The organism is Caulobacter sp. ErkDOM-E (assembly GCF_048541895.1).
GTDB lineage: Bacteria > Pseudomonadota > Alphaproteobacteria > Caulobacterales > Caulobacteraceae > Caulobacter.
Map to the genome: position 1 here is coordinate 481,511 of NZ_CP183331.1, position 26,529 is coordinate 508,039.

A 26,529-nucleotide genomic window follows, 5' to 3' on the forward strand; every position below is an offset into this window, starting at 1 on the left:
GGCCTGGCCCCATTAGGACTTGACCCGTCGCCCCCGGCGCCCTTGAACGCGCCCGACTTTGTGTTTCTCCGGAAGGACCCCCGCTCATGGCTGACAAGTCCGTCAAGAAGGTCGTGCTCGCCTATTCGGGCGGCCTCGACACCTCGATCATTCTGAAGTGGCTGCAGACCGAATATGGCGCGGAGGTCATTACCTTCACCGCCGACCTCGGCCAGGGCGAGGAAATCGAGCCGGCGCGGGCCAAGGCCCTGGCCGCCGGCGTCAAGCCTGAGAACATCTTCATCGAGGACGTGCGCGAAGAGTTCGTGCGCGACTACGTCTTCCCGATGTTCCGCGCCAACACCGTCTATGAAGGCCAGTATCTGCTGGGCACCTCGATCGCGCGTCCGCTGATCGCCAAGAAGCAGATCGAGATCGCCCGCAAGATGGGCGCCGACGCCGTCAGCCACGGCGCGACCGGCAAGGGCAATGACCAGGTGCGCTTCGAGCTGGCCTATTACGGCCTCGAGCCCGACATCACCGTGATCGCGCCCTGGCGCGAGTGGGACTTCAAGTCGCGCGAGGCCCTGCTGGAGTTCGCCGAGCAACACCAGATCCAGATCACCAAGGACAAGCGCGGCGAAGCGCCGTTCAGCGTCGACGCCAATCTGCTGCACTCCTCGTCCGAGGGTAAGGTGCTGGAAGATCCGGCGGTCGAGGCCCCCGAATTCGTCCACATGCGCACGATCGCGCCAGAGGATGCGCCCGACAAGCCGCACGTCTTCACGATGGACTTCGAGAAGGGCGACCCGGTCGCCATCGACGGCGTGGCCCTGTCGCCGGCCGCCCTGCTGACCAAGCTCAACGAACTGGGCCGCGACAATGGCGTGGGCCGGCTGGACCTGGTGGAAAACCGCTTCGTCGGCATGAAGTCGCGCGGCGTCTACGAGACCCCCGGCGGCACCATCCTGCTGGCCGCCCACCGCGGCATCGAGTCGATCACGCTCGATCGCGGCGCCATGCACCTGAAGGACGAGCTGATGCCGAAGTACGCCGAGTTGGTGTACAACGGCTTCTGGTTCACCCCCGAGCGCGAGATGCTGCAGGCGGCCATCGACTACAGCCAGCAGAAGGTCACCGGTCAGGTGCGCGTGAAGCTCTACAAGGGCAATGTCACCGTCATCGGCCGCACCAGCCCCTACAGCCTGTACGACCAGGATCTGGTGACGTTCGAGGAAGGCAAGGTCGCCTACGACCACCGCGACGCCGGCGGCTTCATCAAGCTCAACGCCCTGCGCCTGCGCGTGCTGGCCAAGCGGGATCAGCGCACGAAGGGCTGAGGTCAACCAAAGATCGACGATGGAAAGGCGTCGCGAGCTCAGCTCGCGGCGCCTTTTTCGTTCCTGGGCCTACTCGTCAGCGGCGGCGCGGCGGGCCAGGCTTGAGCAGTAGCTGTGAAAGTGTTCGACCAGCGGCGCGCCGGGGCCCGGAAACACCGTCACCTGGCCCGCGTACTCCACCGAGACGGTCGGTGTAGCAGCCAGGGATTTGAAGAAGCCGTCACGGCCGGTCCACCGACACCCGCACCACCGTCCCGTTCCGGTCGTCCGCCACCCAGACGGCCCCGTCCGCGGCCACCGCCAGCCCGACCGGCGCGCCCATCGGCCGTTTGCCCGCCACGGCCTGCCAGCCCGGCGTCAGGATCAGCGGCTCGGCCGCCGGACCGGGATGGGGCTTCCATACCAGGCCGCCAGCGCCATAGGCCGGGTACCGCGCCCCGGCCGTCGCCACCGGCAGCCCCTTGGCGTCCAGGGCGAACGCCACGACCCGGGCGCCGGTCGCGCGATAGCCGTGATAGCTGACCAGCAGCCGGTCTTGGAGCTGCGGCAGAAGCCCGCCCTGATAGACCAGCATGCCCAGCGGCGCGGCATGGGGCGGCAGCAGAAGGGCCGGCCGGGCGTGGTCGGCCGAGCGGCAGCGGAAGTTCGTGGCCCCGCCCCAGCCGGGAGTCGATGTCTTCATGTCGTAGCAGTAGGGCCAGCCGTAGTGACCGCCCTCGACCAGCACGTTCAGCTCGTCGAACGGCCGGTCGGTCGCCGGGTCGAAGTCGTAGCTGTTTTCGGCCTGCAGCAGCGTGCCCGCCGGCGTCCGCGCCAACGCCAGGCTGTTGCGCAGGCCGCGGGCGACCATGGTGTAGGTGTCCGCCCAGCGCCCCTGGCCGAGGTAACGATAGCGCCGCACGCCGGCCAGGGGCTCGGCCCCCTCGCTCTGGACGCAGCGCGGCGTTCCGTCCGGCTTGCCCTTGACCAGGCAGCGGTCGCTCGGTGCGCCGACATTGACCAGCAGGTCGCCATTGGCGTCGAAGATGAAGTGGGACAGGGGGTGGCGGTTGTCGTGCAGCCGGTTGTCCGGCAGGCCGGCGACGACCACCTCGACCGTGTTGGCCGGCAGTGGCGCGCCGGGATTCATCCGGATAATGCGGCTCATCTCGCCGACATAGACCATGCCGTCCGGGCCGATCCCCAGGCCATGGGGCATCGTCACGCCCTTGAGCAACGGCGTCAGAACGGCAGGTCGCCCCGCCTCGGCGCGCAGCCGCCAGACCGACCCCTTGCCCGGATCCCAGCCGCCCAGGTCGGTGACGATCCAGTCGCCGCCTGGCAGTTGCACCAGGGTTCGTGGCATGCGCAGGACCCGCTTCGACAGGCCGCTGGTTCCCGGCGGCGGGGCGACCACAAGGCCGGCGCACATCCCGGGCGCCATCTCGATCGGCAGCCTCGGCCAGCCGTCACAGGTCTGGCCTGGCGGCAGGACATAGGGCGCCGCCATCACGGGCGCGGCGACAAGCATCACGAGCAGCGCAAGGGCCGCGGTCAGGCGTTTCATGAGAGCGTCCGGTACAGTCCAGACGTCAGCCTAGGTGAGGACGCGGGGCGGTAACAGGGAAACCGGCCGCGGATCGCAGGGGATTCGACGCGCAGGGCGGCCTCCCGTCCCTGGTCCCCGGAGGGGCGAACCCCGCAAACGGGCAAGAGTTCCGGTTTGGCGCGAACCATGACAGGTTCCCGCCGGACGGCGCAGACCGTTTCGGGAACCGGGGAGCTTCTTCACATGCAAACGCACGCCTATGTCGCCATCGTCACGCTGGTGGCCCTGCTGGTCTATATCTGGATGGGCGTCCGCGTCGGCGGCGCCCGCAAGAAGAGCGGCATCCACGCTCCGACCATGACCGGCGATCCCGAGCTGGAGCGCCACATCCGCGTCCAGGCCAATACGCTGGAGTGGCTGCCGATCTTCCTGCCCTCGCTGTGGCTGTTCGCGATCTACTGGAACGACATGGTCGCCGCGATCCTGGGCGTGATCTGGATCGTGGGTCGGGTGATCTACGCCCTGGGCTATGCCGCCTCGCCCGACAAGCGCGAGCTGGGCTTCGTGATCCAGATGGCGGCCGCGGCGATCCTGCTGTTTGGCGCCCTGGGACGGGCGATCTGGATGCTGGCGACGGTGGGCGTCTAAACACGGCTTTTCGACGGGCAGGGCCTCACCTATAGCGTGGCCATGGCCCTTCCCGTCGATCCCGCCCGCTACGGCGCCTTCCTGGCCGCCATGTTCGTCATGGCCATCACACCGGGGCCCGCCAACCTGTTCGCCATCGCCACCGGCATGGAAAAGGGCAAGGGCGCGGCCTTGCTGGGCGTGGCGGGCATGAACTGCGCCACCCTGATCTGGTTCATCGGCTCGGCCTTGGGCCTGGGCGCCCTGATCATCGCCTTTCCCAAGGCCTTCCACATCCTGGCCCTGGCCGGCGCGGCCTATCTAGTCTGGCTGGGCCTGAAGTCCCTGTGGGCCGGCTGGAAGAACGCCGAGAGCCACGCGGTCGCCACGGTCAAGGCCGGCAAGTCGGCCTTTGTCGACGGTTTCACCGTGCAGATCGCCAATCCCAAGGCCCTGCTGTTCTTCACTGCTGTCCTGCCGCCGTTCATCGATGTGAACCGGCCACTGGTCCCGCAGCTCCTGATGTTCGCCTGCGCCACCATCGGCATGGATCTGATCAGCATGAGCGCCTACGGCCTGGGCGGGGCGGCCCTGTCGACCCGGATGAACGAGCCGGTGTTCCGCAGGGGTTTTGCCTTCGCTGTCGGCGTCCTGCTGATCTGCGCGGCGATCCTGATCGTGTCGCGCGGCTGATACGGGCCCGCTGACTGGCCCGCTGATGTCCGGCCAGAAATCAAACGCCTTGGCGAAACCACAAAGCGTCGCCAGAGTTAGAGTCTAGACCCGTGAATTTGGGTTACGGAGTGCTGTCCATGTCCCTGAAGAAAGTCGCCCTCGTGGCGGCCATGGTCGTCGCCGCCGGACTTTCGGCCTGCGCGACCGCTACGCCCTACCAGCCCAAGGCCACCTCCGGGGCGGTCACCGGCGGGTTCTCCGAACTGCGCCTGGAGGGCGACCGCTATCGCGTCAGCTTCGCGGGCAACAGCCTGACCTCGCGCGAGACTGTCGAGCGCTATCTGCTGTACCGCGCCGCCGAGCTGACCGTGCAGCAAGGCTATGACTGGTTCGAAACCGCCGACCGCCGCACCGATCGCACGGCGCGCACCGTGATCGAGTCCGATCCCTTCGCCCGACCGGGCTTTGGCTATGGCTATCCCTATGGCTACTGGCGCCCGTCGTGGCGCTATTTCGGCCCCAGCTATGGCTGGCGCAGCTGGGACCCCTTCTGGGGTGACCCCTTCTTCGCCGATCGCGGTCAGGTGCGGACGATCGAGAAGTTCGAGGCCGGCGCCGAGATCGTCATGCACAAGGGCAAGAAGCCCGAGGGCGATCCGCGCGCCTATGACGCTCGCGAGATCATGACCAACCTGGCGTCCAGCATCGTTCTGCCGGCGGTGAAGAAGTAGAGACATCTCCCTTCCCCCTCGATGGGGGAAGGGCCGGGGATGGGGGTGATACGGCGATGCAGCCGGCAAGCGCCTCATCACCCCCACCCAACCCTCCCCCATCAAGGGGGAGGGCTTTTTTATGCGGTTTAGCGCGGCGCCATGCGGATGCCGCCGTCCAGGCGCACGTCCTCGCCGTTGAAGTAGTCGTTGGTGATCATCGTCAGGGCCAGGTGAGCATATTCCTCGGGATTGCCCAGGCGCTTGGGGAACGGCACCGATGCGGCCAGACCGGCCTTCACGGCTTCGGGCGCGTTATTCATCAGCGGGGTGTTGAAGATGCCCGGCAGGATGCAGTTGACGCGGATGCCTTCGCTCATCAGGTCGCGGGCGATCGGCAGGGTCATGCCCACAACGCCGCCCTTGGACGCCGAATAGGCCGCCTGGCCCATCTGGCCGTCTTCAGCGGCGACCGAGGCGGTGTTGACGATGGCGCCGCGCAGGCCGTCTTCCAGCGGCTCCAGGTCCAGCATGCCCTTGGCCGACTTGGCGATGCAGCGGAACGTGCCGACCAGGTTGATCTGGATGATGCGGTCGAAGGCGTCGAGCGGGAAGTGCTTGGTCTCGCCGGTGGCCTTGTCGCGGCCGGCGGTCTTGGCGGCGTTGCCGGTGCCGGCGCAGTTGACCAGGATACGTTCCTGGCCGTGGGCGGCGCGGGCCTTTTCAAAGCCGGCGTCGACATCGGCGTCGGAGGTGACATTGACCTTGCAGAACACGCCGCCGATTTCCTTGGCGACTTCCTCGCCGCGGGCCTCGTTCATGTCGAACAGGGCGACCTTGACGCCCTGGGCGGCCAGGGCGCGGGCGGTGGCTTCGCCGAGGCCCGAAGCGCCTCCGGTGATGACGGCGGCGACGGTGTTGTCGAGTTTCATGGACGTTTCCTCAAGCTTTGCGTTTAAGGTTGCTGCTTGGAGAGGGTTTTAGACTGATGAGCGCCGACGCCAAACCGTCCCCCGACGTCAATCAGATCCTCGACCCGGCCAAGGCGCTGGTTCCGGCCACCGTGCGGGTCAATGAGGAGCGGGTGGCGCGAGGCTTCCTGCCCAAGATCCGCAAGGTCGCCGCGAAGATTCCGTTCGCCGCCGACGCCCTGTCGGTGTGGTGGTGCGCCCGCGATCCAGCCACCCCGATGGCCGCCAAGGGCATGATGATGGCGGCCCTGGCCTATTTCGTCCTGCCCACCGACGTGATCCCCGACATCCTGCCGGCCCTGGGCATGACCGACGACGCGGCCGTGATCGCGGCGGTTATCGCGATCGTCGGCAGGAACCTCAAGGCCAGTCACAGGGAGGCCGCCAAGGCGTTCCTGGCCAGGCTGGCGAAGGACGACTGAGGCCGAACGGGCGCGCGCCTAGGGAATCGCGATCTCGGCGATGAGCTTGAATTCCTCGCACCACAGCGGCATTTCAGGATCAAAGCCGCCGTTGCGTTCGAAATAGGCCTGGTGCGCTCGACGCCATGACGTGAGGGATCGGTCGTCCTCGCCCTCCTTGGCGGCGAACGCGTCGGTGACCTCGCTGAACAGGCACACGTCCAGCCGGATCGTCTCAATGACCGCGCGGGGGCGATCGCGGCTGTCGCACGCCACCATCTGTTTGCCGACCGTCGTCTGCTGACCGTCGGCAAACGACCAGCACGTCGCCGTCTTCGTCCCCAGCAGCACCAAGGCGAGCAGGGCGTCGGCCAGTTCCGGGCCGTCTCCGAACCGAAAGCGTTCCAGATCGCTCCAATCGGGCGCGACCTGGATCACCAGTACTTCTCCATGATCTCCCGCGCCCAGTCGGGCTCGCGGTGCTCGCCGCGCGGGGCAAAGCCGCGCATCACCGGCTTGATGTCCAGCACCGGCGTGCCGTCGATGGCGTCCAGGCCCTCGACCTCCAGGGTCAGGCCGTCGACCGCCACGATCCTGCAGACCGTGACGCCGATGCGGTTGGGCCGGTTCTTGCCGCGCTGGGCGAAGATGCCGATTTTCGGCCAGGCGGTGTTGCCGCGCGGATGGCGGGCGCCGGTCACGATCTGGTCGTCTGTGACCCTGTCGAACACATAGATCACCTCGGCGTGGCTGAAGGTCTCCAGCCCGATCAGGGCCTCGGCGTCGAAGCGGGCCGGATCCAGGACGATGGCCGCGCGGCTGGCGCCCCAGTCGTCGTCTTCGGCAACATCGCGACCGCCCCGGACCTGGCCGATCGGCGTCATGATGATCGACATCAGGCCTGTCCTTTTCGCCTATTCCACCGTCACCGACTTGGCCAGATTGCGCGGCTGGTCCACATCCGCCCCCTTCACCACCGCCACGTGATAGGCCAGCAGCTGGATCGGGGCCGACATCACCAGGGCCGAGACCAGGGGGTCGCAGGCCGGGGCGGTGATCACCACCTTGGCGCCGGCCGGGGCGTGCCGGGCCCCTTCGGTGTCGGTGATGAAGATCACCTGGCCACCGCGCGCCATCACCTCGCTCATGTTCGAAGCCGATTTCTCGAACCAGCTGTCGAAGGGGGCCAGGATAACGATCGGCGTCTCGTCGTCGACCAGGGCGATGGGGCCGTGCTTGAGCTCGCCGGCGGCATAGCCCTCGGCGTGGATATAGCTGATTTCCTTGAGCTTCAGCGCGCCTTCCAGGGCCAGGGCCGACATCGGGCCACGGCCCAGATAGAGCACGTCGCGAGCCTTGGCGACCTCGGCGGCGATGTCCTTGATGGCGTCTTCCAGGCCGATGGCCTCGGCGATCAGGCGCGGGGCTTCCAGCAGCACCCGGACCAGCCGCTGCTCTTCGGCGTCGTCGATCCGGCCGCGCGCCTTGGCGGCGGCGATGGCCAGGGCGATCATCACGCTGACCTGGGCGGTGAAGGCCTTGGTCGAGGCCACGCCGATCTCGGGACCGCAATGGATCGGCCAGACGACGTCGACCTCGCGGGCCATGGTCGACTCGGTGGCGTTGACGACCACGGCGCTCTTCATGCCGGCCGCCTGGCAATAGCGCAGGGCCGCCAGGGTGTCGGCGGTCTCGCCCGACTGCGACATGGCGATGGCCAGGGCGTTGGCGCGGATGGCCGGCTGGCGGTAGCGGAACTCCGAGGCGATCTCGACATCCACCGGCAGGTCGGCCAGCTGCTCGATCAGATAGCGACCGACCATGCCGGCGATGTAGGAGGTGCCGCAGGCGACGATCTGGATGCGCTCCAGCGAGGCCCAGTCGATGCCGCCGGGCACGGTCGCGCGCGCCGTGATTGGGTCGACATAGGCGGCGATGGTGCGCTGGCAGCCCTCCGGCTGGTCATGGATTTCCTTCTCCATGAAGTGCCGGTAGTTGCCCTTTTCCATCAGCACGGCCGAGGCCGGGACGATCTTGATCGGACGGTCGGCGGGCTTGCCGCTGTGGTCGAAGATCCGGGCGCTGTCGTGGTCGATGATCACGTAGTCGCCGTCATTCAGATAGGCGACGCGGTTGGTGAACGGGCCAAGCGCCAGGCCGTCGGAACCGACGAACATCTCGCCCTGGCCATAGCCCACGGCCAGGGGCGGGCCGTTGCGGGCCGCCAGGATCACCTCGTCCTCGCCGCCGATCAGCACACACAGCGCGTAGGCGCCGCGCAGGCGGTCCAAGGTGGCCTTGAAGGCGTCCAGCGGGGTCAGGCCCGTGGCCAGTTCGGCGTCCAGCAGGTGGGCCACGACCTCGGTGTCGGTGTCGCTCTGGAACTCGCGGCCAGCGGCGATCAGCTCCGCCTTCAGCTCGGCGAAGTTCTCGATGATGCCGTTGTGAACCACAGCGACCTTGCCGACGATGTGCGGGTGGGCATTGCGCAGGGTCGGCGCGCCGTGGGTGGCCCAGCGGGTGTGGCCGATGCCGGTGGTGGCGATCAGCGGCTCGTGGGCCAGCACGCTCTCCAGCTCGCGCAGCTTGCCCGGGGCCCGGCGGCGCTGCAGCACTCCGTCGACCTGTCCGGCGATGCCCGCCGAGTCATAGCCGCGATATTCCAGGCGCTTGAGGCTTTCGACCAGGCGGTCAGCGACAGGCTGGTTTCCGACGATGCCGATGATGCCGCACATGCCATGGTCCTTTGTAAAACGCGCCGGCGGGGATTATGGCTACCCGCGCGGGTATAGTCGTCGGCCGGGCTTTAGCATTCGTGCAGACCTCTCCCACATAAATCTGCATTTCGGATCGTTTCGCGATCCGCCTCCAGACCAGAGCGACCATGAGCAAGCGCGCCTATTTCGGCACAGACGGCATCCGCGGCCAGGCCAATCAGCACCCGATGACCGCCGAGGTCGCCCTGCGCGTCGGTCTGGCGGCCGGAAAGCTGTTCCGCTCGCAGGACGACCGCCGCCACCTGGTGGTGATCGGCAAGGACACCCGGCTGTCGGGCTACATGATCGAACCGGCCCTGGTCGCCGGTTTCGCCAGTGTCGGCATGGATGTGCGGCTGTTTGGCCCGCTGCCCACTCCGGCCGTGGCGATGATGACCCGCTCGATGCGGGCCGACCTGGGCGTGATGATCAGCGCCAGCCACAACGACTTCGCCGACAACGGCATCAAGCTGTTTGGCCCCGACGGCTACAAGCTGTCGGACGCCCAGGAACTGAAGATCGAGGCCCTGATGGACGAGGGCCTGCAGGAAGGCTTGGCGCCGCCGCGCGGCCTGGGCCGGGTCAAGCGCATCGACGACGCCCAGGCCCGCTATGTCGAGATCGTCAAGGCGACCTTCCCGCGCCAGCTGTCTTTGGCCGGCCTGCGCATCGTCATCGATTGCGCCAATGGCGCGGCCTACAAGGTGGCGCCCGTCACCCTGTACGAGCTGGGCGCCGAGGTCATTCCGCTGGGCGTTGATCCCGACGGGACCAATATCAATCATGAGTGCGGCTCGACCCATCCCGAAGCCATGGCCAAGCTGGTGCGCGAATACCGCGCCGACATCGGCATCGCCCTGGACGGCGACGCCGACCGGCTGGTGATCTGCGACGAGAACGGCCAGGTGGTCGACGGCGACCAGATCATGGCCATCATCGCCGCCGCCTACGCCAAGGCCGGCAAGCTGAAGGCCGGCGGCGTGGTCGCCACGGTGATGTCCAATCTCGGTCTCGAACGCTTCCTGGGCGAGCAGGGCCTGACCCTGGAGCGCACCAGCGTCGGCGACCGCTATGTGATGGCCCGCATGCGCGAGGGCGGGTTCAATCTGGGCGGCGAGCAGTCGGGCCACCTGATCCTGTCGGACTTCTCGACCACGGGCGATGGCCTGATCGCCGCCCTGCAGGTGCTGGCTGTGATGATCGAGACCGGCCAGCCGATGAGCGCCCTGGCGCGCCAGTTCGAACCCGTGCCCCAGCTGCTGGAAAATGTCCGCTTCGGCGGCGGCAAGCCGCTGGAAGCCAAGACGGTGAAGGAGGCCATCGCCGACGGCGAGGCCCAGCTGAACGGGGCCGGCCGCATCGTGGTGCGCGCCTCCGGCACCGAGCCCCTGATCCGCATCATGGCCGAGGGCGATGACCCGGCCCTGGTCCGCAAGGTGGTCAAGTCGATCGTGAGCGCGGTGAAGGCCGTCTAGGGAGCGTCCTCCCCGACCCCCTCGACCACTTCACGCAGATAGGCGACGTGACTGCGGAAGGCCTTGCGGCCGGTCGGGGTCAGCACCGCGCGGGTGCGGGGCCGCTTGCCGACATGGTCTTTCAGGATCTCGACATAGGCGGCCTTTTCCAGGGTCGCCAGATGACTGCCCAGGTTGCCGTCCGTCGCCTGGGTGACGGCCTTGAGCTGGGTGAACTCCAGCGGTTCGGCGTTCCGCTCCGCATAGAGGGCGGCCATGATCTTCAGGCGCAGGGGCTGATGGATCAGGTCGTCGGGTTGCGCCGCCATGGCTACAGCTTCCTCATCCACAGGCCGGCCAGGAAAAGGCCGCCGCCGCCGAAGCCGGCCATCCAGAAGGTCAGCCACGGGCGGAAGAAATGGAAGCCGATCAGGGTCGCCGCGAACAGCACCGCGCCGATCCAGAGGTAGCGCGGCATCTTCCACAGCCCCATGCTTACGTACATCAATCCGGTCACCAGACCCGGAAACGCCAGATAAGGGTCCGGGTCGGTCGCCTGGAACAGGCTGAAGGTGGCGAAGAAGAACGCCGTGAGGGCGACGATGGCGATCCCCATCCGCCAACTGCCCGCCTTCGCCTCGCCCGCGCTTGCACCGCCGCCGGCCCGGCGGTGCATCAGGACGGCGCCCAGAAAGCCGAGGCTGTTGAGGACCATCCAGATCACGCCCCAGGACTCTTCCGACAGCACGCCCATCAGGCCGTAGCCGGTCGCCCAGATCACCCCCCACAGCATCAGGATCGGTCCGGCGTGCTGGTAGCCGCGCAGAACCTGGCCGCGCTCGGCCGTCCGCTCGATCTCCGACAGCGCCGCCGCCGCCTCGTTACGTGTCATGCCCATGATGGTCTCTCCGTTCATGGTGATCAGAGTGCTCTGAGGCGCAGAGTTACAAGGGGCATATCGCTCTGTCAAGCAGAGTGCTCTGTATGGGCCTTAGCGCGCCGGCAGGAACTTCGGAACCCGCGCCTGCAGGATCCTGACCAGTTCGGGGTCCATGAAGGCGTAGTCGTCCGGTATATCCAGGCAGATGACGCGGGCCGATTTCAGGTGGGTCCTGAACCGCCGGGTCAGCTTGGCGCGATGGGCCTTCTCCATCACGAAGATCAGGTCTGCCTCTGCAACCATCTCGCCGGTCAGGGGCTCGACGCCGGGCCAGGCCGAAAAGACCTGTTCGGCCGTGGGGCTGCGCAGCCGGTTCTTGCCGCAGACGAACAGGACCCGCTTCACCCCAGTTTCGGCGCCTTCAGCCGACGCTTGTTGACGTGGTGGCTCGGCGCCTCCGCCTGCACCTCCTCGGGATATTCGCCCTTGAAGTAGAAGCGCTGCCAGGCCTCCTTGGTGGCCTCCGGGTCACGCTTGAAGATCAGGCTGTTGAACTCGGTGCGCTTCTCGGCCCAGACGTCGTACTGGCGGCGCAGGTCGAGGTTTGAGTTCATCGAGCGGATCACCGGCTGGACGTCATCCATCACCTTGTCCTGCATCATCATGATGAAGCAGAACGGCTCGCCCTTCTCGAAGCGCACCGTGCCGGGGCGGGTGAACAGCCAGTTCATCGTGAAGGGGAAGGGCAGCCAGTCTGTCTCGACCAGGCCGGCCAGCGGCTGGATGCCGTCCTTGATGTGGTTGGGCGGGCCCATGGTCAGGATCGACCAGCCGGGCGGGGTGCGGAACAGATAGCCGGTATGGAAGGTCACCGTGCCGCGCGAGAAGTGCGACTTCACGAACTCGGTAAAGCCCGGATAGGGATGGTCGGGCTGGAACTTGATGCACTCCTGGTGCGCCCCGCCGTCCCAGGTCATCGAGAAGCCGACCGGGCACAGGATCTCCCAGCCCGAGGTGTTGGCCATCGACAGCGGCAGGCAGCGATAGGGGTGGCGGTCGGCGAAGTGGTCCATCCAGGCCCGTTGCGGGCGTCCCGGCACGATCTCCGGCGGGCGGTTCTCGGTGGGATAGCACTCCAGTTCCATGCCGCGCGTCTTCCTGTTTTCCTTGATCCCTGGCTCAGGTCTAGCGCCCGCGAGGCGAGGCCGTCCAGTTCCCCGAACGGCAAGGCTGAGCTAGGAAGCGCGCATGAAGACCCGCGCCGACCTCTTCGCCTTTCTCGACGCCCACGCGATCGCCCATTCCACCCTCGACCATCCGCCCGTGTTTCGGGTGGAGGAAGGGCTGGAGATCAAGGCGGCCATGCCCGGCGGCCACACCAAGAACCTGTTCCTCAAGGACGCCAAGGGTCAGCTGTGGCTGATCTCGGCCCTGGGCGAGACGGTGATCGATCTCAAGCGCCTGCACACGGTGATCGGCTCGGGCCGGCTGTCGTTTGGACCGGAAGCGATGATGGTCGAGACGCTGGGCGTCAGGCCCGGCTCGGTCACCGCCTTTGGCCTGATCAATGACACCGACCGGCGCGTTCGCTTCGTGCTGGACGCCGCCTTGGCCAGGGCCGATCCGGTGAATTTCCACCCGCTCGGCAACAACGCCACGACGGCGGTGTCGCAAGAGGGGCTGCGCGCCTTCCTGTCGGCCCTGGGGATCAGGCCGATGATCGTCGATTTCGAGGCCATGACAGTCGTCTCTTGAGCGAACCGGCGATTGCGGTTGTCGCTTCGAGGGACCATCTTGGCCCTGACCGCGTTTCGACTTGCATGAGAGACTTCCGATGAGCCTGATCGGCGAAAAGCCCGCCCCCATCCAAGCCGGTGGCAAAAGCGCGCATATCAAGGACGGCACGGACGCCAGCTTCATGGCCGACGTCATCGAGGCCTCCAAGACCCAGCCGGTCATTGTCGATTTCTGGGCCACCTGGTGCGGTCCCTGCCGCACGCTGACCCCGGCGCTGGAAAAGCACGTCGCGGCCGCCGGCGGCGCGGTCAAGCTGGTCAAGATCGACGTCGACAAGAACCCCGGCTATTCGGGCCAGCTGCGCGTGCAGTCGATCCCGACGGTCTATGCCTTCGTCAACGGCCAGCCGGTCGACGGCTTCCAGGGCGCGGTGCCCGAGAGCGAGATCAAGGCCTTTATCGCCCGCATCTCCGGCCCTCCGGCCCCGAGCGATCTGGACGCCCTGCTGGCCATGGGCAAGGAGTCGCTGGACCTGGGCGACCTGGGCGGCGCGGCCCAGGCCTATGCCGAGGCTCTGCGGATGGACCCGGAGAACGTCAAGGCGCTGGGCGGGCTGGCCCGCTGCTATCTGGACGGCGGTGATATCGAGCGCGCCACCGAGGTGGCCGCCATGGCGCCGGTAGGCGCCAAGGACGCCGAGCTGGAAAGCGTCCGCGCGGCCCTGGCCCTGGCCGCCGACGCGCCGTCCGAGACCGCGCCGTTCGAGGCGCGCCTGGCCGCCGATCCCGACGACCACGAGGCCCGTTTCGAACTGGCCAAGGCCCTGGCCGGCGCCGGCCATCTGCAGGCCGCGTCCGATCATCTGCTGGCGATCATCGCCCGCGACCGGACCTGGAACGACGATGCGGCGCGCAAGCAGCTGCTGACCGTGTTCGAGGCCGCCGGCGCGATGTCGGAAGTCGCCAGGGCCGGCCGCAAGCGGCTGTCCTCCATCCTGTTCAGCTAGGAGGCGCGTTGATGCCGGGTATTCGAAAGCTGAGCGACCTGCCGCTGGTGATCCCGGTCTTCCCGCTGGACGGGGTGCTGCTGCTGCCGGGTGGCCAGCTGCCGCTCAACATCTTTGAGCCGCGCTATCTGAACATGCTGGACGACGTCATGTCGGGCGAGCGGATGATCGGCATGATCCAGACCCGCCCCAATGGCGCCGGTCCGGAGGACGAGCACGGCCCCAGCCTGGCGCCGATCGGCTGCGCGGGTCGGGTGACCAGTTTCGCCGAGACCGCCGATGGACGCTACCTGGTGACCTTGACCGGAATCTGCCGTTTCCGGGCCGGCGCAGAATTGCCCGCGCGCATGCCCTATCGCCAGGTGCGGGCTGATTTCTCGTCGTTCGAGGCCGACCTGCGCGAGGACGGCCCCTCGTCAGAGGGCGTTGATCCGGTCCCGCTGCTGGCCGCCCTGCGCCGCTATCTGGACCATCGCGGTCTGGCCATCGACTGGACCAGCGCCGAGACCGCCCCGTCGGACGCCCTGATCAACAGCCTGTCCATGGCCCTGCCGTTCGATCCCATGGAAAAGCAGGCCCTGCTGGAGGCTCCAACCATGGCCGACCGGCGCGAGACCCTGGTGGCCTTGCTGGAGATCGACGCGGCCGTGAGCGACGACGACGAGCCGCCCTCTATCCAGTAGGAAACGGGAACGCCATCAAGATGGCTTTCTAAAGTTTGGAGCGGGATGCGGGCGGAAAACCGCTCACACTTTTCCTCATCCCGCTCTAGAGAAGTTTCATGACCGCTACACCGACCCCGCCGCCCGCTGACATCGACCCGCGCCTGCTGGAAGTGCTGGTCTGCCCCGTCACCCGCACCACGCTGGACTATAACCGCGTGCGCGGCGAGCTGGTCAGCCGGGCCGCCAAGCTGGCCTATCCGATCCGCGACGGCGTGCCGATCATGCTGCCGGAGGAAGCCCGCTCACTCGAAGACGGCGAATAGGCGAGATCTAGATCGCCTGCCCGCGCAGCAGCCGTGGCAGATCGCCCACCGCGCCGCCGGCTTCGTGCATGAAGAACCGTCGGGCCGGGGCGATGCGGTTGACGGCCGCCAGACCGATGCCCCGCGCCAGACGCAGGATCGGATTGTCGTTGGAGAACAGGCGCACGAAGCCATCGAAGGCCAGGGCGTTGGTCACGGTGTCAAACCGCCGCCAGCGGGCATAGCGCTCCAGCACCACGTCGGAACCGATGTCCTCGCCGCCGCGCATAGCCTCGACCAGCACCTCCGCCAGGGCCGCCGCGTCCTTCAGGCCCAGGTTCAGGCCCTGCCCCGCGATCGGATGCACGCCATGGGCGGCGTCGCCGATCAGGGCCAGACGCGGGGCGACCATGCGCTCGGCCAGGGACAGCGACAGCGGATAGACAAAAATCGGGCCGACAATCTCGACATCGCCCAAGAACTCGCCGAACCGCCGCATCAGATGGGCGTGGAAGGCTTCAGGCCGGGCGTCGCGCAGGGCCTCGGCCCGCGCCGTGCTCTCGGTCCACACCAGGCTGGCGCGGTTGCCGGTCAGGGGCAGGATGGCGAACGGGCCGCTGGGCAGGAAATATTCGTGGGCCACGCCCTCGTGCGGGCGCTGCATCCTCACGGTGGCGACCACGCCGCTCTGGCCATAGCCCCAGCCGATGTCGCCGATCCCGGCCGCCTTGCGCAGCACCGAGCCGCGACCTTCGGCGCTGACCACCAGAGGGGCGCTCAGCACCCGGCCGTCGGCCAGGGTGATGCGAGCGCCGGCGGCGTCGACCTCGAGCGTTTTCGCGGCCATCGGCGCGATCACCGGAAGGGCCTTGTCTGTCACCGCTTGCGAGAGGGCCGCGCGGATCTGGCGGTTCTCGATCAGATAGCCCAGGGGCTCGCCGTCCGAGCGGTCGGCGATCTCGCTGGAATCGAAGCGCAGAAAGGCCGGCGAGGCGCCCCGCGCGGCGGCGCCGGGCGTGCGGCCGTCGGTGACCAGGATCTGTTCGATGCGCTGGGCGTGCGGCTCCAGGGCCTGGCCCGCGCCGATGGTCCGCCACTGGCGAAAGCTGGAATAGGCGATGGCCGAGGAGCGCCCGTCAAAGGTCGGGGCCAGCTGGGCCTCGAACGGCTGGGGGTCGACCAGTAGCGGCCGGAGGCCGCCTGAGGCCAGGGCGAGAGCCAGGGTGGACCCGGCCATGCCGGCTCCCGCGATGATCACATCGGCGTCGTGCGTGCGCATGAGGCCGATATGGGCCTGCGGGGGTGGGGTGTCTAGGGGAAGTGTGGTGACCACTTGCCCCCTCCTGGCTGCTGCGCAGCCGTCCTCCCCCGGAGGGGGAAGGCGAGATCATCTTCCCCCTCCGGGGGAGGAGCGCCGAAGGCGCGGAGGGGGCGAGTCGACGGGCATCTTTGGAAAAACCCCCGCCATCTGCTATATCCCGCCCTCGACCCCTTGAATCCCTGCACCCGGACCGCCCCTTGAGCGTTACCCTCGATCTGTCGCGCGTCTCCGGCGCAGCGCCTGCTCCCCAAACCCTGACGGGCAAGCCGCTGATCAACCTGTCGGGCCTGACCCGGACGCAGATGATCGCCGCCCTGACCGAGTCGGGCGTGGCCGAGCACGGCAAGGCCAAGATGCGGGCCACCCAGGTGTTCCGCTGGATCCATCATCGCGGCGTCACCGATTTCGCGATGATGACCGACGTCGCCAAGGAAACCCGCGCCCGCCTCGCCGAGGTGTTCACCATCGCCCGGCCCGAGATCGTCGAGCGCCAGGTCTCGAAAGACGGCACCCGCAAGTGGCTGATCCGCACGGCCCCGGGCATCGAGATTGAGGCGGTCTATATCCCGTCGGTCGGCCGGGCCGGCGCCCTGTGCGTCTCAAGCCAGGTCGGCTGCACCCTGAACTGCAGCTTCTGCCACACCGGCACCCAGGCCCTGGTGCGCAACCTGACCGCCGCCGAGATCGTCGCCCAGGTCCAGGTGGCCAAGGACGACCTGGCCGAATGGCCGTCCGACAAGGACGACCGCCTGCTGTCCAACATCGTGTTCATGGGCATGGGCGAGCCGCTCTACAACATGGGCGCGGTCGCCGACGCCATCGAGATCATCAGCGACAATGAGGGCATCGCCATTTCGCGTCGCCGCATCACCGTCTCGACCTCGGGCGTCGTGCCCCAGCTCCAGGCCCTGGGCGAGAAGACCCAAGCGATGCTGGCCATCAGCCTGCACGCCACCAACGACGCCCTGCGCGATGTGCTGGTGCCGCTGAACAAGAAGTACCCGCTGGACCAGCTGATCGCCGGCATCCGCGCCTATCCCGGCATCAGCAACGCCCGCCGGGTGACCTTCGAATATGTGATGCTCAAGGGCGTCAATGACAGCCCCGACGAGGCCCGCGCCCTGATCAAGCTGATCAAGGGCATTCCGGCTAAGATCAACCTTATCCCGTTCAATCCCTGGCCGGGCAGCGACTACCAGTGCTCGGACTGGGCCGCGATCGAGGCCTTTGCGGCCATCGTCAACAAGGCCGGCTATTCCTCGCCGATCCGCACGCCGCGCGGTCGCGACATCCTCGCCGCCTGCGGTCAGCTGAAGAGTGAGAGCGAGAAGGTCCGCGCCAGCGCCCTGCGCCAGCTGTCGATGGCGGCCATGGCGGGCGTGCTCGATGACGACGAGGATGACAATGCGGCATAGACGCCTTCGGAGCGAGCCCCCTACGCAACCCTCCGTCACCCGTGATAGGACTTGAATCTCTAGGTTCAGAGGGTGTTTGCGTTCATGCCGTCCCAGCTTCAGTCACCCGAGGTCCAGGCCTTCGCCACGGGCTTTCCCGTCACCCTGATGCATGCAGGCGTGACCCTGCTGATGCTGATCATCGGCACGGCCCTCTATGCGATGCTGACCCCGCACCGCGAGATCAAGCTGATCCGCGAGGGTAATTCGGCCGCCGCCCTGTCGCTGGGCGGAGTGATGGTGGGTCTGGCCATTCCGCTCGCCATTTCGCTGACCGCCTCGACCTCGGTGATTGAGATCGTCATCTGGGGCGCGGCCACCATTGCCGTGCAACTGCTGGTGTTCCGCATCACCGACATGGTGCTGCAGGGCCTGCCCGAGCGCATCCATGAGGGCGAGGTCGCCGCCGCCGCCCTGCTGGTGGGCGCGAAACTGGCCACCGCCCTGATTCTCGCCGCCGCCGTGGCCGGCTGATCCGGAAAAGCGAGGGCCCCGTCCCGTGCATTTTCCCAAGCTTCCCGACTGGCTGGTCTATGCCGCCGCCGTCAGCGCCCTGCTGATCGTCGCGGTCGGCCGGCAGGAGCGCTCCGACGCCCCGCCGCCGCCGCCGCCGGTGCCGGGCGAGGAGGGCCTGCCGCTGGGCCCGGCCTCGCCGTTCGATCCGGCCATCGTCGTCCAGGTGCCCAACAAGCCCGAACCGGGCTCGGGCACCGCCTTTTCGGTCGGCGACAGCGGCACCTGGCTGACCGCCCGTCATGTGGTCGACGGCTGCAAGTCGGCGGCCATCGTGGTGGCCGACGGACGCGGCGTGGCGGCGAAGATCACCATCGATCCGCGCGCCGACGCCGCCATCCTGACCACCGAGGGCGGGGCTCCGGCCGTGCCCCTGGGTCTGGAAGAGCCCCTGCGTCGCGGAGCCCGCGCCTATCATCCTGGCTTCCCGCAGGGCCATCCCGGCGAGGCCGCCTCGCGCCTGCTGGGCCGCGAGAACCTGGTCGTCCATGGGCGCGGAGCCCGCACCGAGCCGGTGCTGGTCTGGGCCGAGGTCGGTCGCACCGACAGCCTGAAGGGCACCCTGGCCGGCCTCTCGGGCGCGCCGGCCCTCGACAGCGCCGGGCGGGTGGTCGGCGTGACCGTGGCCGAGAGTCCGCGCCGTGGCCGCATCTACACCACGGCCCCCGAGACCCTCCGCACCCTGCTGGGCCCGCACCGCCGCGGCGGCGACGGCTTCGCCATGGGCGAGGCGATCACCACCGAGAACTATGGCCGCGTGGCCGACGGCCTGCGTCGCGACCTGCGGGTGGCGCAGGTGGTGTGTCTGGGGACTTAGGTGGTGGGTTGCTTGGCGGATTCGTCCGGACCCGATTCACTCGCGAGCGTCTTGCGAGCCACGGCAAAGGTCAGGCCGATGGCGAAGACACCGATCAAGGTCGAATAGAGAAAGAACACCATGTAGCCGCTGCCCAGCGCGGCGGGAGACACCCCGGTCTTGGCCGCGCCAGACACAAGCGCGTCAGGTGTCATGTTGGCAAACAGCGGCTTGAGGAGGGCGAGGGGACCGCCAGCGTCAGCCGCCCGAGCAGAACCTTCGACAACCCGCCCCGACAGCGTGGCGACCACCTTGCCCGGCAAGGCATAGAGCGACGAGAACAGGGCGTACTGGGTAGCAGTGAACCCTTGCCCTGTCAGGCTCGACATATAAGCGATCAACGCCACGCCAGAGAAACCCTGGGCGACATTGTCGAAGCTGATGGCGATAACCAGCGCCCTGACGTCATGACCTTGCATGGCGAGCCAAGCGAATATCAGATTGCTCAGCGGTCCGGCGAAAGCACCGATGATCAGCGACCGCATCAGGCCCAGTCTCGCCACGGCGATGCCACCTACAAGCACGCCGACCATCGACATGATCGTGCCGAAGACTTTTCGGATCTCGGCAATCTCGGGCTTGGTGAACCCGAGGTCGAGATAGAACGGGTTCATGATGTTCAGAACGAAATCTGACAGCCGGTAGAAGCAGATCAAAGCCAGGATCAGGGCCGCCGTGCCGCGATGGCGCCGGAAGAAGTCTATGAGCGGTGCGCCGAAGGACTGCGATAGGTAGGCGCCGGGCCGGGTGGGCGTCCTAGGGATCGGCCAGCAGGCGGCGACGATCACCGCCAGCCCAAGGATCACAGCGCCCAGCTGCAGAAGTGTGCCGACAGGCGGCGTCTTCCAGAGCCCCGCCAGGCCAAATGCCTCGGGAGAGCCCAGCGGCGTGGTCAGGAACGTCAGCGGCGTGGGGTTTCCGGACAGGCCCGCTCCGGCGATCAGGGCGCCGATGGCGAAAATCGCGCCCCGAATCAGCCATTCGACCACATCAAGCACCGGCCGGGCCGGCACGCCTTCAGTGTGGATGGGCCGGATGACGTGCTTCTGCTCGCGAGGCGCACCCAGTACGCCCAAGACGCCGATCAGCATCAGGCAGGCCATCACGGCATATGAGAAACTCCACCCTTTGGCTTCGGCCAAGAGCAGCGGCACGGCGCCGGCGACAACGATGGCGATGCGGTAGCCCCATTGGTAGGCGGCCGCCATTGCGCCCTGACGCGCGTCCTCGGCGGCCTCGATGCGCCAAGCGTCAATAACGATATCCTGGGTCGCGCCGGAAAAGCCGACAAACACCGCCAGCGCGGCGATCGCGGCCAGACCGTTCGCGGTGGACTGGCCCGAAATCAGCCAGAGGCCCAGCATGATCGCCGCCTGGGCCACCAGCATCCAAGAGCGCCGATGACCAAGCCAAGCGGTAAGTAGCGGGATTTTCACCCGGTCGACCAGCGGAGCCCACAGGAACTTGGCCGCGTAGGCCATGGTCGCCAAACTGAAGAAACCGATGACTTCCAGCGAGACGCCATCTTCCCGCAGCCAGGCTGAGAGGGTGTCGAAGACCAACAGGTTGGGAAGACCTGCCGAGAATCCTAGTGCCAGCATCACCAAGATGCGGCGATCGGCGAAAGCGCCAAGAACCGTCAACTTCTTCTCGGATGGCGTAGTCGACACGGCGGCGGTCCCCCTCGCGGAGAACGCCCGCGCTTAGCCGGCGACCTTGGCCCGCGTCGCGGTTTTCGTCCAGACGCCGGGCGCAGCAGGGCCGGTCCAGCGGGTCAGCACGTCGCGCAGGGCGGCGTGGGTCAGGGGCTTGACCAGAAAGTCGCTCATGCCGGCCGCCAGGCAGGCGCGGCGGTCCTCGTCGAAGGCGTCGGCGGTCAGGGCGACGATGGGGGTGGTGACGCCCTGGGCGCGCAGGCGCACGGTGGCGTCCAAGCCGCCCAGCACCGGCATGCGCAGGTCCATCAGGATCAGGTCGTAGCTGTCGCTGGACAGGGCCGCGACGGCCTGGGCGCCGTCGGCGACGCGGTCGACCTTGCAGCCTTCGCGCTGCAGCAGGGTGCGGGCCAGCAGGGCGTTGATCGGATTGTCCTCGGCCAGCAGTACGCGGACGCCCGGCGCGGCGGCCGGGGCGATGCGGTCATCCTCGGCGGGCTTGTCGGCGCGCGCCGGGCTGTGGGTGGTGGCCTGCAGCACCTGGGCGACGATCGAGGCGGCGCGCAGGGGCTTGATCAGATAGCCGCTGAAACCGGCCTTTTTCAGCCGGTCGATGCGGCCGCGCTGGTCGGGGGTCAGCAGCACCACGGCGCGATGGCCGGCGGGAGGCTTGAGGGCGCCGCGCGGACCGGCCAGGGCGGCGTCGATCAGCAGCACCGCATCGGACGGCGCGGCGGCGGTGGCGGTGGCGACATCGGCGGCGACAATGGCCCGGCCCCCGGCCGCCTCGATCTGGCGGGCGGTGGCCAGGCGAACGATGGCATTGGGCGAGGCCACGACCACCACCCGGCCCACCAGGGGCAGGTCGCGTATCGGCGCGGCAAGGGTTTCGAACGGCGCCTCGAACCAGAAGTCGGCGCCCTGGCCGAGCTCGCCGCCGACCCCGGTCTTGCCGTCCATGGCGCGGGCCAGCCGCGCGACAATGGCCAGGCCCAGGCCGGCCCCACCCAGCTGGGTGCGGTGGCTGGCGTCGGTCTGGACAAAGGCCTCGAAGATCTTGGCGCGGGCCTCCGGCGCCACGCCCGGCCCGGTGTCGGTTACGGAGAAGCGCACGCGGCCTGCGCCCGAGGCGCCCGACGTGGCGGTTGCGGTCAGCAGTACCCCGCCCTCTTCAGTGAATTTCACGGCGTTGCCGGCATAGTTCAGCAGGATCTGCCGCAGCCGGCCCTCGTCGGCCAGGATGGTGGGCAGGCCGTGCGACACGGCCCAGGCGATCTCGATACCCTTTTCGTGGGCGCGCGGGCTCATCAGCTCGGCCACCTGGCGCAGCAGGCCCTCGATATCGACCGGGGTCGGGGCCAGGGCGATGTCCGTGGCCCCCAGGCGGGCGAAGTCCAGCACGTCATTGACCAGCGACAGCAGGTGATCGCCGCTCTCGCGCAGGGCGGTGACATAGGCCCGCTGCTCGCCCGTCAGCCGGGTGCCCTCCAGCAGCCGGGCCATGCCCAGTACGCCGTTCAGGGGCGTGCGGAACTCGTGACTCAGGGTGGCCAGTTGCTCGGGCGTGACGCCGGCCGGGGTGCGGGGAGTGCTGCTCATGAGCGCGGAGCCTAGCGGGCGCGGCTTAACGGCCGGTCAAAGGGTGAGGCGATCTGTCCTGCCTGGAGAAGGACACGGCTTCGCCGTTTCACGCGGAAACCCGCTGAAGGTGTGGGAAGGGTCGCGGAGCGCCCGGGCCTCGCCCGGAGGATTGGGATAGTGAATGCCGTTTCGACGAAGACAGACGCTCCGCGCAGCCGTTATCCGGTGAGCCCTCGGGGCGCGGGGTCTTAACCCGCTCCCGATTTCGGCCCCCGACGGGCAGGATGTTGGCGCACCCCGGACCGCACGGGCGATTTCAACCCGTGCCTGTTGCGCGCCGCCGGCCCGTCGCCGAGGGATTGATCCTGAACCCCGATCCGAAGCGCCCGCCTTCCCCGGAGGGACAGGCCACGCCTCGCAAACCGGGCCAGCAGGGCCCAGAGCGACAGCCGACGGAACACGCCCCGCTCGACCACCCCCCAAAGCCCATCAGGTCGCCGGCCGACGTCCCTTCCCTTGCCTTGGGGTGAGATCAGTATGCGGGAGGTTTCGGCGCGTCTGACCGGCGCGATCGATTATTATACAGGACGTTGATTTCGTTGGGATAAGATCCGGAAAGTACGGGCATAGACTGCGCTCTATCCCCATACTTGCCCCCTACGGGCTGCTGCGCAGCCGTCTTCCCCCGGAGGGGGAAGATGAAGGGCGCCGATCCCATCTTCCCCCTGACAAGGGGGAGGACGACCTGCGAAGCAGGTCAGGAGGGGGCCAGCGGCGTTTGCCGGGAAACACCATCCCCCTTCGCCCGCGAACGGAGCCATCCTTAAATCTCACGGCGAGACGATCGCCGGTCTGGACAGGTTTCAGCCTCCAAGAGATGTAAGGCTTGGCGCGACGCGGGGCGTCGGCTTTCGGGCGGGGAGCTGGAGCGTGCTTTCGACCCGATGCGGACACTGCGATTTGTGCGAGCCTCGGGATCGCCGCGTCAAACGGGAAGTCGAATCGTCAGAATGATAAAAGCCCGTAGAGAAGCCGCGCGACGTGAAAGCTTCCATCAAATGGCGAAGGCACGTGATGCCGACGCATTGCCGTCAGACTTCGATCGGGACTTCGCGGCTTGGCAAAGGCGTCGGAGACGTCGCGCTGTCGCAGCTATCTTCCTGACGATAGCCACCTTACTGGCGGGAGTTGCATTGCTGATCAGGGTTTCACCCGTGGTCGCCCAAGATGCGTGTCTGGACGATGGCGGGCGTTGGATTAGCGGGCAATGCGAGGGCGGACGTGCAGGCAACTAACCATGGCCTAAGGTCCGTCAACCACCCCTCTCGGCCTTTCAGAAGGTCTGCTCTCGGGCGCTCAAGTCCAGGTCCGCCGTGTCACCCCGCCCGCCCCTCAAAACGTCGACGCGCCAGATGCGAACCCGCCCTGTTCCTCCCCCGGCGCGGCCGAGCGGCGGTGGGCCAGGGCCTCGGCGACATGCACCCGGCGCACGCCGTCGGCGCCTTCCAGGTCGGCGATGGTGCGCGAGAGGCGCAGCACGCGGGTCCAGCCTCGGGCGCTGATCTGGCCGGCCTCGGCGGCGCGGGCCAGCAGGCTGCGGCCGGCGTCGTCGATGGCGACGATCTTGTCCAGAAAGGCGCCCTCGGCGCGGCCGTTCAGGCTCTCGGGGCTGTCATAGGCTTCGGCGCGGTCGATCTGCCGCTGGCGGGCTCGCGCCACCCGGGCGGCGAATTCGGCCGAGCCTTCGCTGGGCGGCGGCAGGGCCAGGTCGGCGGCGGTGACGGCGGGCATGTCGACCGACAGGTCGATGCGGTCCATCAGCGGGCCCGAGACCCGGCCCTGATAGTCGCGCTGGCAGCGCGGCGCCTTGCCGCAATAGCCGCGTCCGGCCCCGCCATGGCCGCAGCGGCAGGGGTTCATGGCCGCCACCAGCTGCACCTTGGCCGGATAGCGCACATGGGCATTGGCGCGGGCCACCATCACCTCGCCGGTCTCCAGCGGGCCGCGCAGGCTGTCCAGCGCCTGCACCCCGAATTCCGGCAGCTCGTCGAGGAACAGCACGCCGTTGTGGGCCAGCGACACCTCGCCCGGCTTGGCCTTGTGACCGCCGCCGGTCAGGGCCGCCATGCTGGCCGAATGGTGCGGCGAGCGAAACGGCCGCGCGCGGGTCAGGGCCCCGCGCGCAATCAGCCCGGCCACCGAATGGACCATCGAGGTCTGCAACAGTTCGGCCGAGGTCAGGGGCGGCAGCAGTCCCGGCAGGCGCTGGGCCAGCATCGACTTGCCTGAGCCTGGCGGCCCGACAAAAAGCAGGTTGTGACCGCCGGCGGCGGCGATCTCCAAGGCGCGCTTGGCGTGCTCCTGACCTTTCACGTCGCGCAGGTCCTTGGCCCGTTCGCCCTCGATTACTGGACCCGGCGAAGGCGCGCTCAGCACCTGACTGCCCCGGAAGTGGTTGATCAGCGACACCAGGGAGCGCGGGGCCAGGATGCGGGTGCCGCCGGCCCAGGCCGCTTCGGGTCCACTGGCCTCAGGGCAGATCAGGCCCAGGCCCATGGCCCCGGCCGCCATGGCTGCGGGCAGGGCGCCGGCGGCTGGGACGATGCGGCCATCCAGCGACAGCTCGCCCATGGCCGCCCAGTCATCCAGAGCGTCCACCGGAATGACCCCGATCGCCGCCATCACCGCCAGGGCGATCGGCAGATCGAAATGGGTGCCCTCCTTGGGCATGTCGGCCGGGGCCAGATTGGCGACGATGCGCTTGCCCGGCAGCGACAGCCCCAGGCCGGCGAAAGCCCCGCGCACCCGCTCGCGGCTCTCGGCCACGGCCTTGTCGGCCAGGCCCACGATGACGAAGATCTGCTGTCCGCTGGTCAGCTGCACCTCGACATCGACGCGGCGCGCTTCGACGCCCTCGAACGCCACCGTGACGACCTTCGCGGCCATGCCCGCCTCATGGATCGGTTGGAGTTATCCACACACGAACCATGAGGTGAAGGGCGTAGCAAGAACGAAAAATGAACGTTTCGGGAAATCAGCGCCCCAGGACGGTCACGTCGTCCCGGGTCAGGCCTGGCCGGCGCGGATCGCCTCGATGCGATCCCACAGCACCGCCGAGGCGTCGGCCCCGCCAAACCGCTTCAGTTGCTGGGCTCCGGTCGGCGAGGTGACGTTGATCTCGGTGAGGTATTCGCCGATCACGTCGATGCCCACGAACAGCAGGCCGCGCCGCTTCAGCTCCGGGGCGATGATGGCGCACAGTTCCAGATCGCGGGCGGTCAGCTCGACCGCTTCGGCCCGGCCGCCGACCCGCAGGTTGGAGCGCACCTGCCCTGCGGCCGGCACGCGGTTGATCGCGCCCACCGGCTCGCCGTCGACCAGCAGAACGCGCTTGTCGCCCTTGCTGACGGCCGGCACGAACTTCTGGGCGATCACCTGCTCGCGGCCGATCATGGCGTGCAGTTCCAGCAGGGCGTCGAGATTGGGGTCGTCGGCCAGCAGCCGCGCCACGCCCGAGCCGCCACCGCCGTAAAGGGGCTTGAGCACGATATCGCCATGCCGGGCGCGGAAGTCGTAGATCGCCTCATGGTCGCTGGTGATCAGGGTCGGCGGCTGCACGCCGGGGAAGTCGGTGACGAACAGCTTTTCGGGCGCGTTGCGCACCTCGGCCGGATTGTTGACCACCAGGGTGTGGGGGTGGACCTTCTCGAGGAAGTGGGTGGCGGTGATATAGGCCATGTCGAACGGCGGATCCTGGCGCATCAGCACCACATCGACGTCGTCCTTCATGTCGAGCAGCACGATCTCGCCCAGGGTCGCGTGCGCCCCGTGGGTGGCGGTCAGCACCATCGACTGGGCGCGGGCGAACACCCGGCCGTCCTCCATCGACAGCTTGTCGGGCGTGTAGAACCACAGCCGGTGGCCGCGGCTCTGGGCCTCCATCGCCATCTGGAAGGTGGTGTCGGTGTCGATATTGATCCCGTGCACGGGGTCCATCTGGACGGCGACTCTCAACGACATGGACGACTCCGGATCAACTTGGCCCCAGGACGTGCGACGTCCGGCGCTGCGACTGCCTAGTTAAGGCGGTGACGGCGGGATTGCGAGGGGCGAGTTGG

Annotated in this window: 27 protein-coding genes; 13 read left to right on the forward strand and 14 right to left on the reverse strand. The window is 67.9% G+C overall.

The features are described 5' to 3' along the window. The first annotated feature begins 86 nt into the window (after positions 1–86). Positions 87–1,319 carry an argininosuccinate synthase gene (locus ACN2C7_RS02370; protein WP_419319609.1) on the forward strand — a complete coding sequence of 411 codons (1,233 nt, stop codon included), beginning with the start codon at positions 87–89 and terminating at the stop codon, positions 1,317–1,319. Between the two features lie 220 nt (positions 1,320–1,539). Here ACN2C7_RS02370 and ACN2C7_RS02375 read toward each other — a convergent pair whose 3' ends face one another. Further along, complete coding sequence (locus tag ACN2C7_RS02375; RefSeq protein ID WP_419319610.1) at positions 1,540–2,865, reverse strand: PQQ-dependent sugar dehydrogenase; 1,326 nt, start codon at positions 2,863–2,865, stop codon at positions 1,540–1,542. Positions 2,866–3,090: 225 nt separating this feature from the next. On the opposite strand from ACN2C7_RS02375, the gene ACN2C7_RS02380 reads away from it, so the two are divergent. The 3 genes from ACN2C7_RS02380 (at position 3,091) to ACN2C7_RS02390 (ending at position 4,880) form a co-directional block, all read left to right on the forward strand. After that, a complete protein-coding gene (locus ACN2C7_RS02380; RefSeq protein WP_419319611.1) occupies positions 3,091–3,495 on the forward strand; it encodes an MAPEG family protein in 405 nt (134 codons plus the stop codon). Positions 3,496–3,537: 42 nt separating this feature from the next. Then, a complete protein-coding gene (locus ACN2C7_RS02385) occupies positions 3,538–4,167 on the forward strand; it encodes a LysE family translocator (protein ID WP_419319612.1) in 630 nt (209 codons plus the stop codon). A 119-nt stretch (positions 4,168–4,286) separates the two neighbouring features. After that, positions 4,287–4,880, forward strand: a complete 594-nt coding sequence (locus tag ACN2C7_RS02390; protein WP_419319613.1) for a CC0125/CC1285 family lipoprotein — start codon at positions 4,287–4,289, stop codon at positions 4,878–4,880. A gap of 128 nt (positions 4,881–5,008) precedes the next feature. On the opposite strand, the gene ACN2C7_RS02395 is transcribed toward ACN2C7_RS02390, so the two are convergent. Continuing rightward, complete coding sequence (locus ACN2C7_RS02395; RefSeq protein WP_419319614.1) at positions 5,009–5,791, reverse strand: SDR family NAD(P)-dependent oxidoreductase; 783 nt, start codon at positions 5,789–5,791, stop codon at positions 5,009–5,011. Positions 5,792–5,847: 56 nt separating this feature from the next. Between ACN2C7_RS02395 and ACN2C7_RS02400 the strand changes: the two genes are divergently transcribed. Further along, positions 5,848–6,252 carry a YkvA family protein gene (locus ACN2C7_RS02400; protein ID WP_419319615.1) on the forward strand — a complete coding sequence of 135 codons (405 nt, stop codon included), beginning with the start codon at positions 5,848–5,850 and terminating at the stop codon, positions 6,250–6,252. Positions 6,253–6,270: 18 nt separating this feature from the next. On the opposite strand, the gene ACN2C7_RS02405 is transcribed toward ACN2C7_RS02400, so the two are convergent. The 3 genes from ACN2C7_RS02405 to glmS are packed head-to-tail and all read right to left on the reverse strand — an operon-like array spanning position 6,271 to position 8,966. Beyond that, positions 6,271–6,669, reverse strand: coding sequence for an ASCH domain-containing protein (locus tag ACN2C7_RS02405; RefSeq protein ID WP_419319616.1), 399 nt, complete (start codon positions 6,667–6,669; stop codon positions 6,271–6,273). Further along, positions 6,666–7,127, reverse strand: a complete 462-nt coding sequence (locus ACN2C7_RS02410) for an SAM-dependent methyltransferase (protein ID WP_419319617.1) — start codon at positions 7,125–7,127, stop codon at positions 6,666–6,668. Before ACN2C7_RS02410 ends, ACN2C7_RS02405 begins: the two co-directional genes overlap by 4 nt. A gap of 18 nt (positions 7,128–7,145) precedes the next feature. Beyond that, positions 7,146–8,966, reverse strand: a complete 1,821-nt coding sequence (gene glmS, locus ACN2C7_RS02415; RefSeq protein ID WP_419319618.1) for a glutamine--fructose-6-phosphate transaminase (isomerizing) — start codon at positions 8,964–8,966, stop codon at positions 7,146–7,148. Positions 8,967–9,115: 149 nt separating this feature from the next. On the opposite strand from glmS, the gene glmM reads away from it, so the two are divergent. Then, on the forward strand, positions 9,116–10,462 hold the full coding sequence (glmM, locus tag ACN2C7_RS02420; protein WP_419319619.1) for a phosphoglucosamine mutase: 1,347 nt from the start codon (positions 9,116–9,118) through the stop codon (positions 10,460–10,462). On the opposite strand, the gene ACN2C7_RS02425 is transcribed toward glmM, so the two are convergent. The 4 genes from ACN2C7_RS02425 to ACN2C7_RS02440 form a co-directional block, all read right to left on the reverse strand. Further along, positions 10,459–10,770: a winged helix-turn-helix domain-containing protein gene (locus tag ACN2C7_RS02425; protein WP_419319620.1), complete on the reverse strand. Its 312-nt coding sequence runs from the start codon at positions 10,768–10,770 to the stop codon at positions 10,459–10,461. The two genes, glmM and ACN2C7_RS02425, sit on opposite strands and share 4 nt — an antisense overlap. 2 nt (positions 10,771–10,772) lie before the next feature. Further along, on the reverse strand, positions 10,773–11,357 hold the full coding sequence (locus ACN2C7_RS02430) for a hypothetical protein (RefSeq protein ID WP_419319621.1): 585 nt from the start codon (positions 11,355–11,357) through the stop codon (positions 10,773–10,775). Between the two features lie 75 nt (positions 11,358–11,432). Continuing rightward, the gene (locus tag ACN2C7_RS02435) at positions 11,433–11,726 is read right to left on the reverse strand and encodes a low molecular weight protein tyrosine phosphatase family protein (RefSeq protein WP_419319622.1); all 294 of its coding nucleotides are present in this window, start codon (positions 11,724–11,726) and stop codon (positions 11,433–11,435) included. Continuing rightward, the gene (locus tag ACN2C7_RS02440) at positions 11,723–12,466 is read right to left on the reverse strand and encodes a DUF6065 family protein (RefSeq protein WP_419253148.1); all 744 of its coding nucleotides are present in this window, start codon (positions 12,464–12,466) and stop codon (positions 11,723–11,725) included. The genes ACN2C7_RS02435 and ACN2C7_RS02440 overlap by 4 nt, the downstream gene beginning before the upstream one ends. A gap of 103 nt (positions 12,467–12,569) precedes the next feature. On the opposite strand from ACN2C7_RS02440, the gene ACN2C7_RS02445 reads away from it, so the two are divergent. The 4 genes from ACN2C7_RS02445 (at position 12,570) to ACN2C7_RS02460 (ending at position 15,052) form a co-directional block, all read left to right on the forward strand. Beyond that, complete coding sequence (locus ACN2C7_RS02445; protein ID WP_419319623.1) at positions 12,570–13,076, forward strand: prolyl-tRNA synthetase associated domain-containing protein; 507 nt, start codon at positions 12,570–12,572, stop codon at positions 13,074–13,076. A 79-nt stretch (positions 13,077–13,155) separates the two neighbouring features. Beyond that, positions 13,156–14,064, forward strand: a complete 909-nt coding sequence (locus tag ACN2C7_RS02450) for a tetratricopeptide repeat protein (RefSeq protein ID WP_419319624.1) — start codon at positions 13,156–13,158, stop codon at positions 14,062–14,064. Positions 14,065–14,075: 11 nt separating this feature from the next. Further along, positions 14,076–14,747 (forward strand): LON peptidase substrate-binding domain-containing protein, encoded by a 672-nt coding sequence (locus ACN2C7_RS02455; RefSeq protein WP_419319625.1) that lies wholly within the window; start codon positions 14,076–14,078, stop codon positions 14,745–14,747. Positions 14,748–14,845: 98 nt separating this feature from the next. Next, complete coding sequence (locus tag ACN2C7_RS02460) at positions 14,846–15,052, forward strand: Trm112 family protein (protein WP_419253144.1); 207 nt, start codon at positions 14,846–14,848, stop codon at positions 15,050–15,052. A gap of 7 nt (positions 15,053–15,059) precedes the next feature. On the opposite strand, the gene ACN2C7_RS02465 is transcribed toward ACN2C7_RS02460, so the two are convergent. Beyond that, positions 15,060–16,310: a UbiH/UbiF/VisC/COQ6 family ubiquinone biosynthesis hydroxylase gene (locus tag ACN2C7_RS02465; protein ID WP_419319626.1), complete on the reverse strand. Its 1,251-nt coding sequence runs from the start codon at positions 16,308–16,310 to the stop codon at positions 15,060–15,062. A gap of 239 nt (positions 16,311–16,549) precedes the next feature. On the opposite strand from ACN2C7_RS02465, the gene rlmN reads away from it, so the two are divergent. The 3 genes from rlmN (at position 16,550) to ACN2C7_RS02480 (ending at position 19,136) form a co-directional block, all read left to right on the forward strand. After that, positions 16,550–17,767 carry a 23S rRNA (adenine(2503)-C(2))-methyltransferase RlmN gene (gene rlmN / locus ACN2C7_RS02470; RefSeq protein WP_419319627.1) on the forward strand — a complete coding sequence of 406 codons (1,218 nt, stop codon included), beginning with the start codon at positions 16,550–16,552 and terminating at the stop codon, positions 17,765–17,767. 84 nt (positions 17,768–17,851) lie between these two features. Continuing rightward, positions 17,852–18,280: a DUF350 domain-containing protein gene (locus ACN2C7_RS02475; protein WP_419319629.1), complete on the forward strand. Its 429-nt coding sequence runs from the start codon at positions 17,852–17,854 to the stop codon at positions 18,278–18,280. A gap of 25 nt (positions 18,281–18,305) precedes the next feature. Continuing rightward, complete coding sequence (locus ACN2C7_RS02480; protein WP_419319631.1) at positions 18,306–19,136, forward strand: S1 family peptidase; 831 nt, start codon at positions 18,306–18,308, stop codon at positions 19,134–19,136. Here ACN2C7_RS02480 and ACN2C7_RS02485 read toward each other — a convergent pair. The 4 genes from ACN2C7_RS02485 to gshB form a co-directional block, all read right to left on the reverse strand. Then, on the reverse strand, positions 19,133–20,845 hold the full coding sequence (locus ACN2C7_RS02485) for an AmpG family muropeptide MFS transporter (RefSeq protein WP_419319632.1): 1,713 nt from the start codon (positions 20,843–20,845) through the stop codon (positions 19,133–19,135). The two genes, ACN2C7_RS02480 and ACN2C7_RS02485, sit on opposite strands and share 4 nt — an antisense overlap. Positions 20,846–20,878: 33 nt before the next feature. After that, positions 20,879–22,429: a response regulator gene (locus ACN2C7_RS02490; RefSeq protein WP_419319634.1), complete on the reverse strand. Its 1,551-nt coding sequence runs from the start codon at positions 22,427–22,429 to the stop codon at positions 20,879–20,881. 1,374 nt (positions 22,430–23,803) lie between these two features. Then, positions 23,804–25,357, reverse strand: coding sequence for a YifB family Mg chelatase-like AAA ATPase (locus ACN2C7_RS02495; RefSeq protein WP_419319636.1), 1,554 nt, complete (start codon positions 25,355–25,357; stop codon positions 23,804–23,806). A 120-nt stretch (positions 25,358–25,477) separates the two neighbouring features. After that, positions 25,478–26,431, reverse strand: a complete 954-nt coding sequence (gene gshB, locus ACN2C7_RS02500; protein WP_419319638.1) for a glutathione synthase — start codon at positions 26,429–26,431, stop codon at positions 25,478–25,480. Positions 26,432–26,529: the final 98 nt, after the last annotated feature.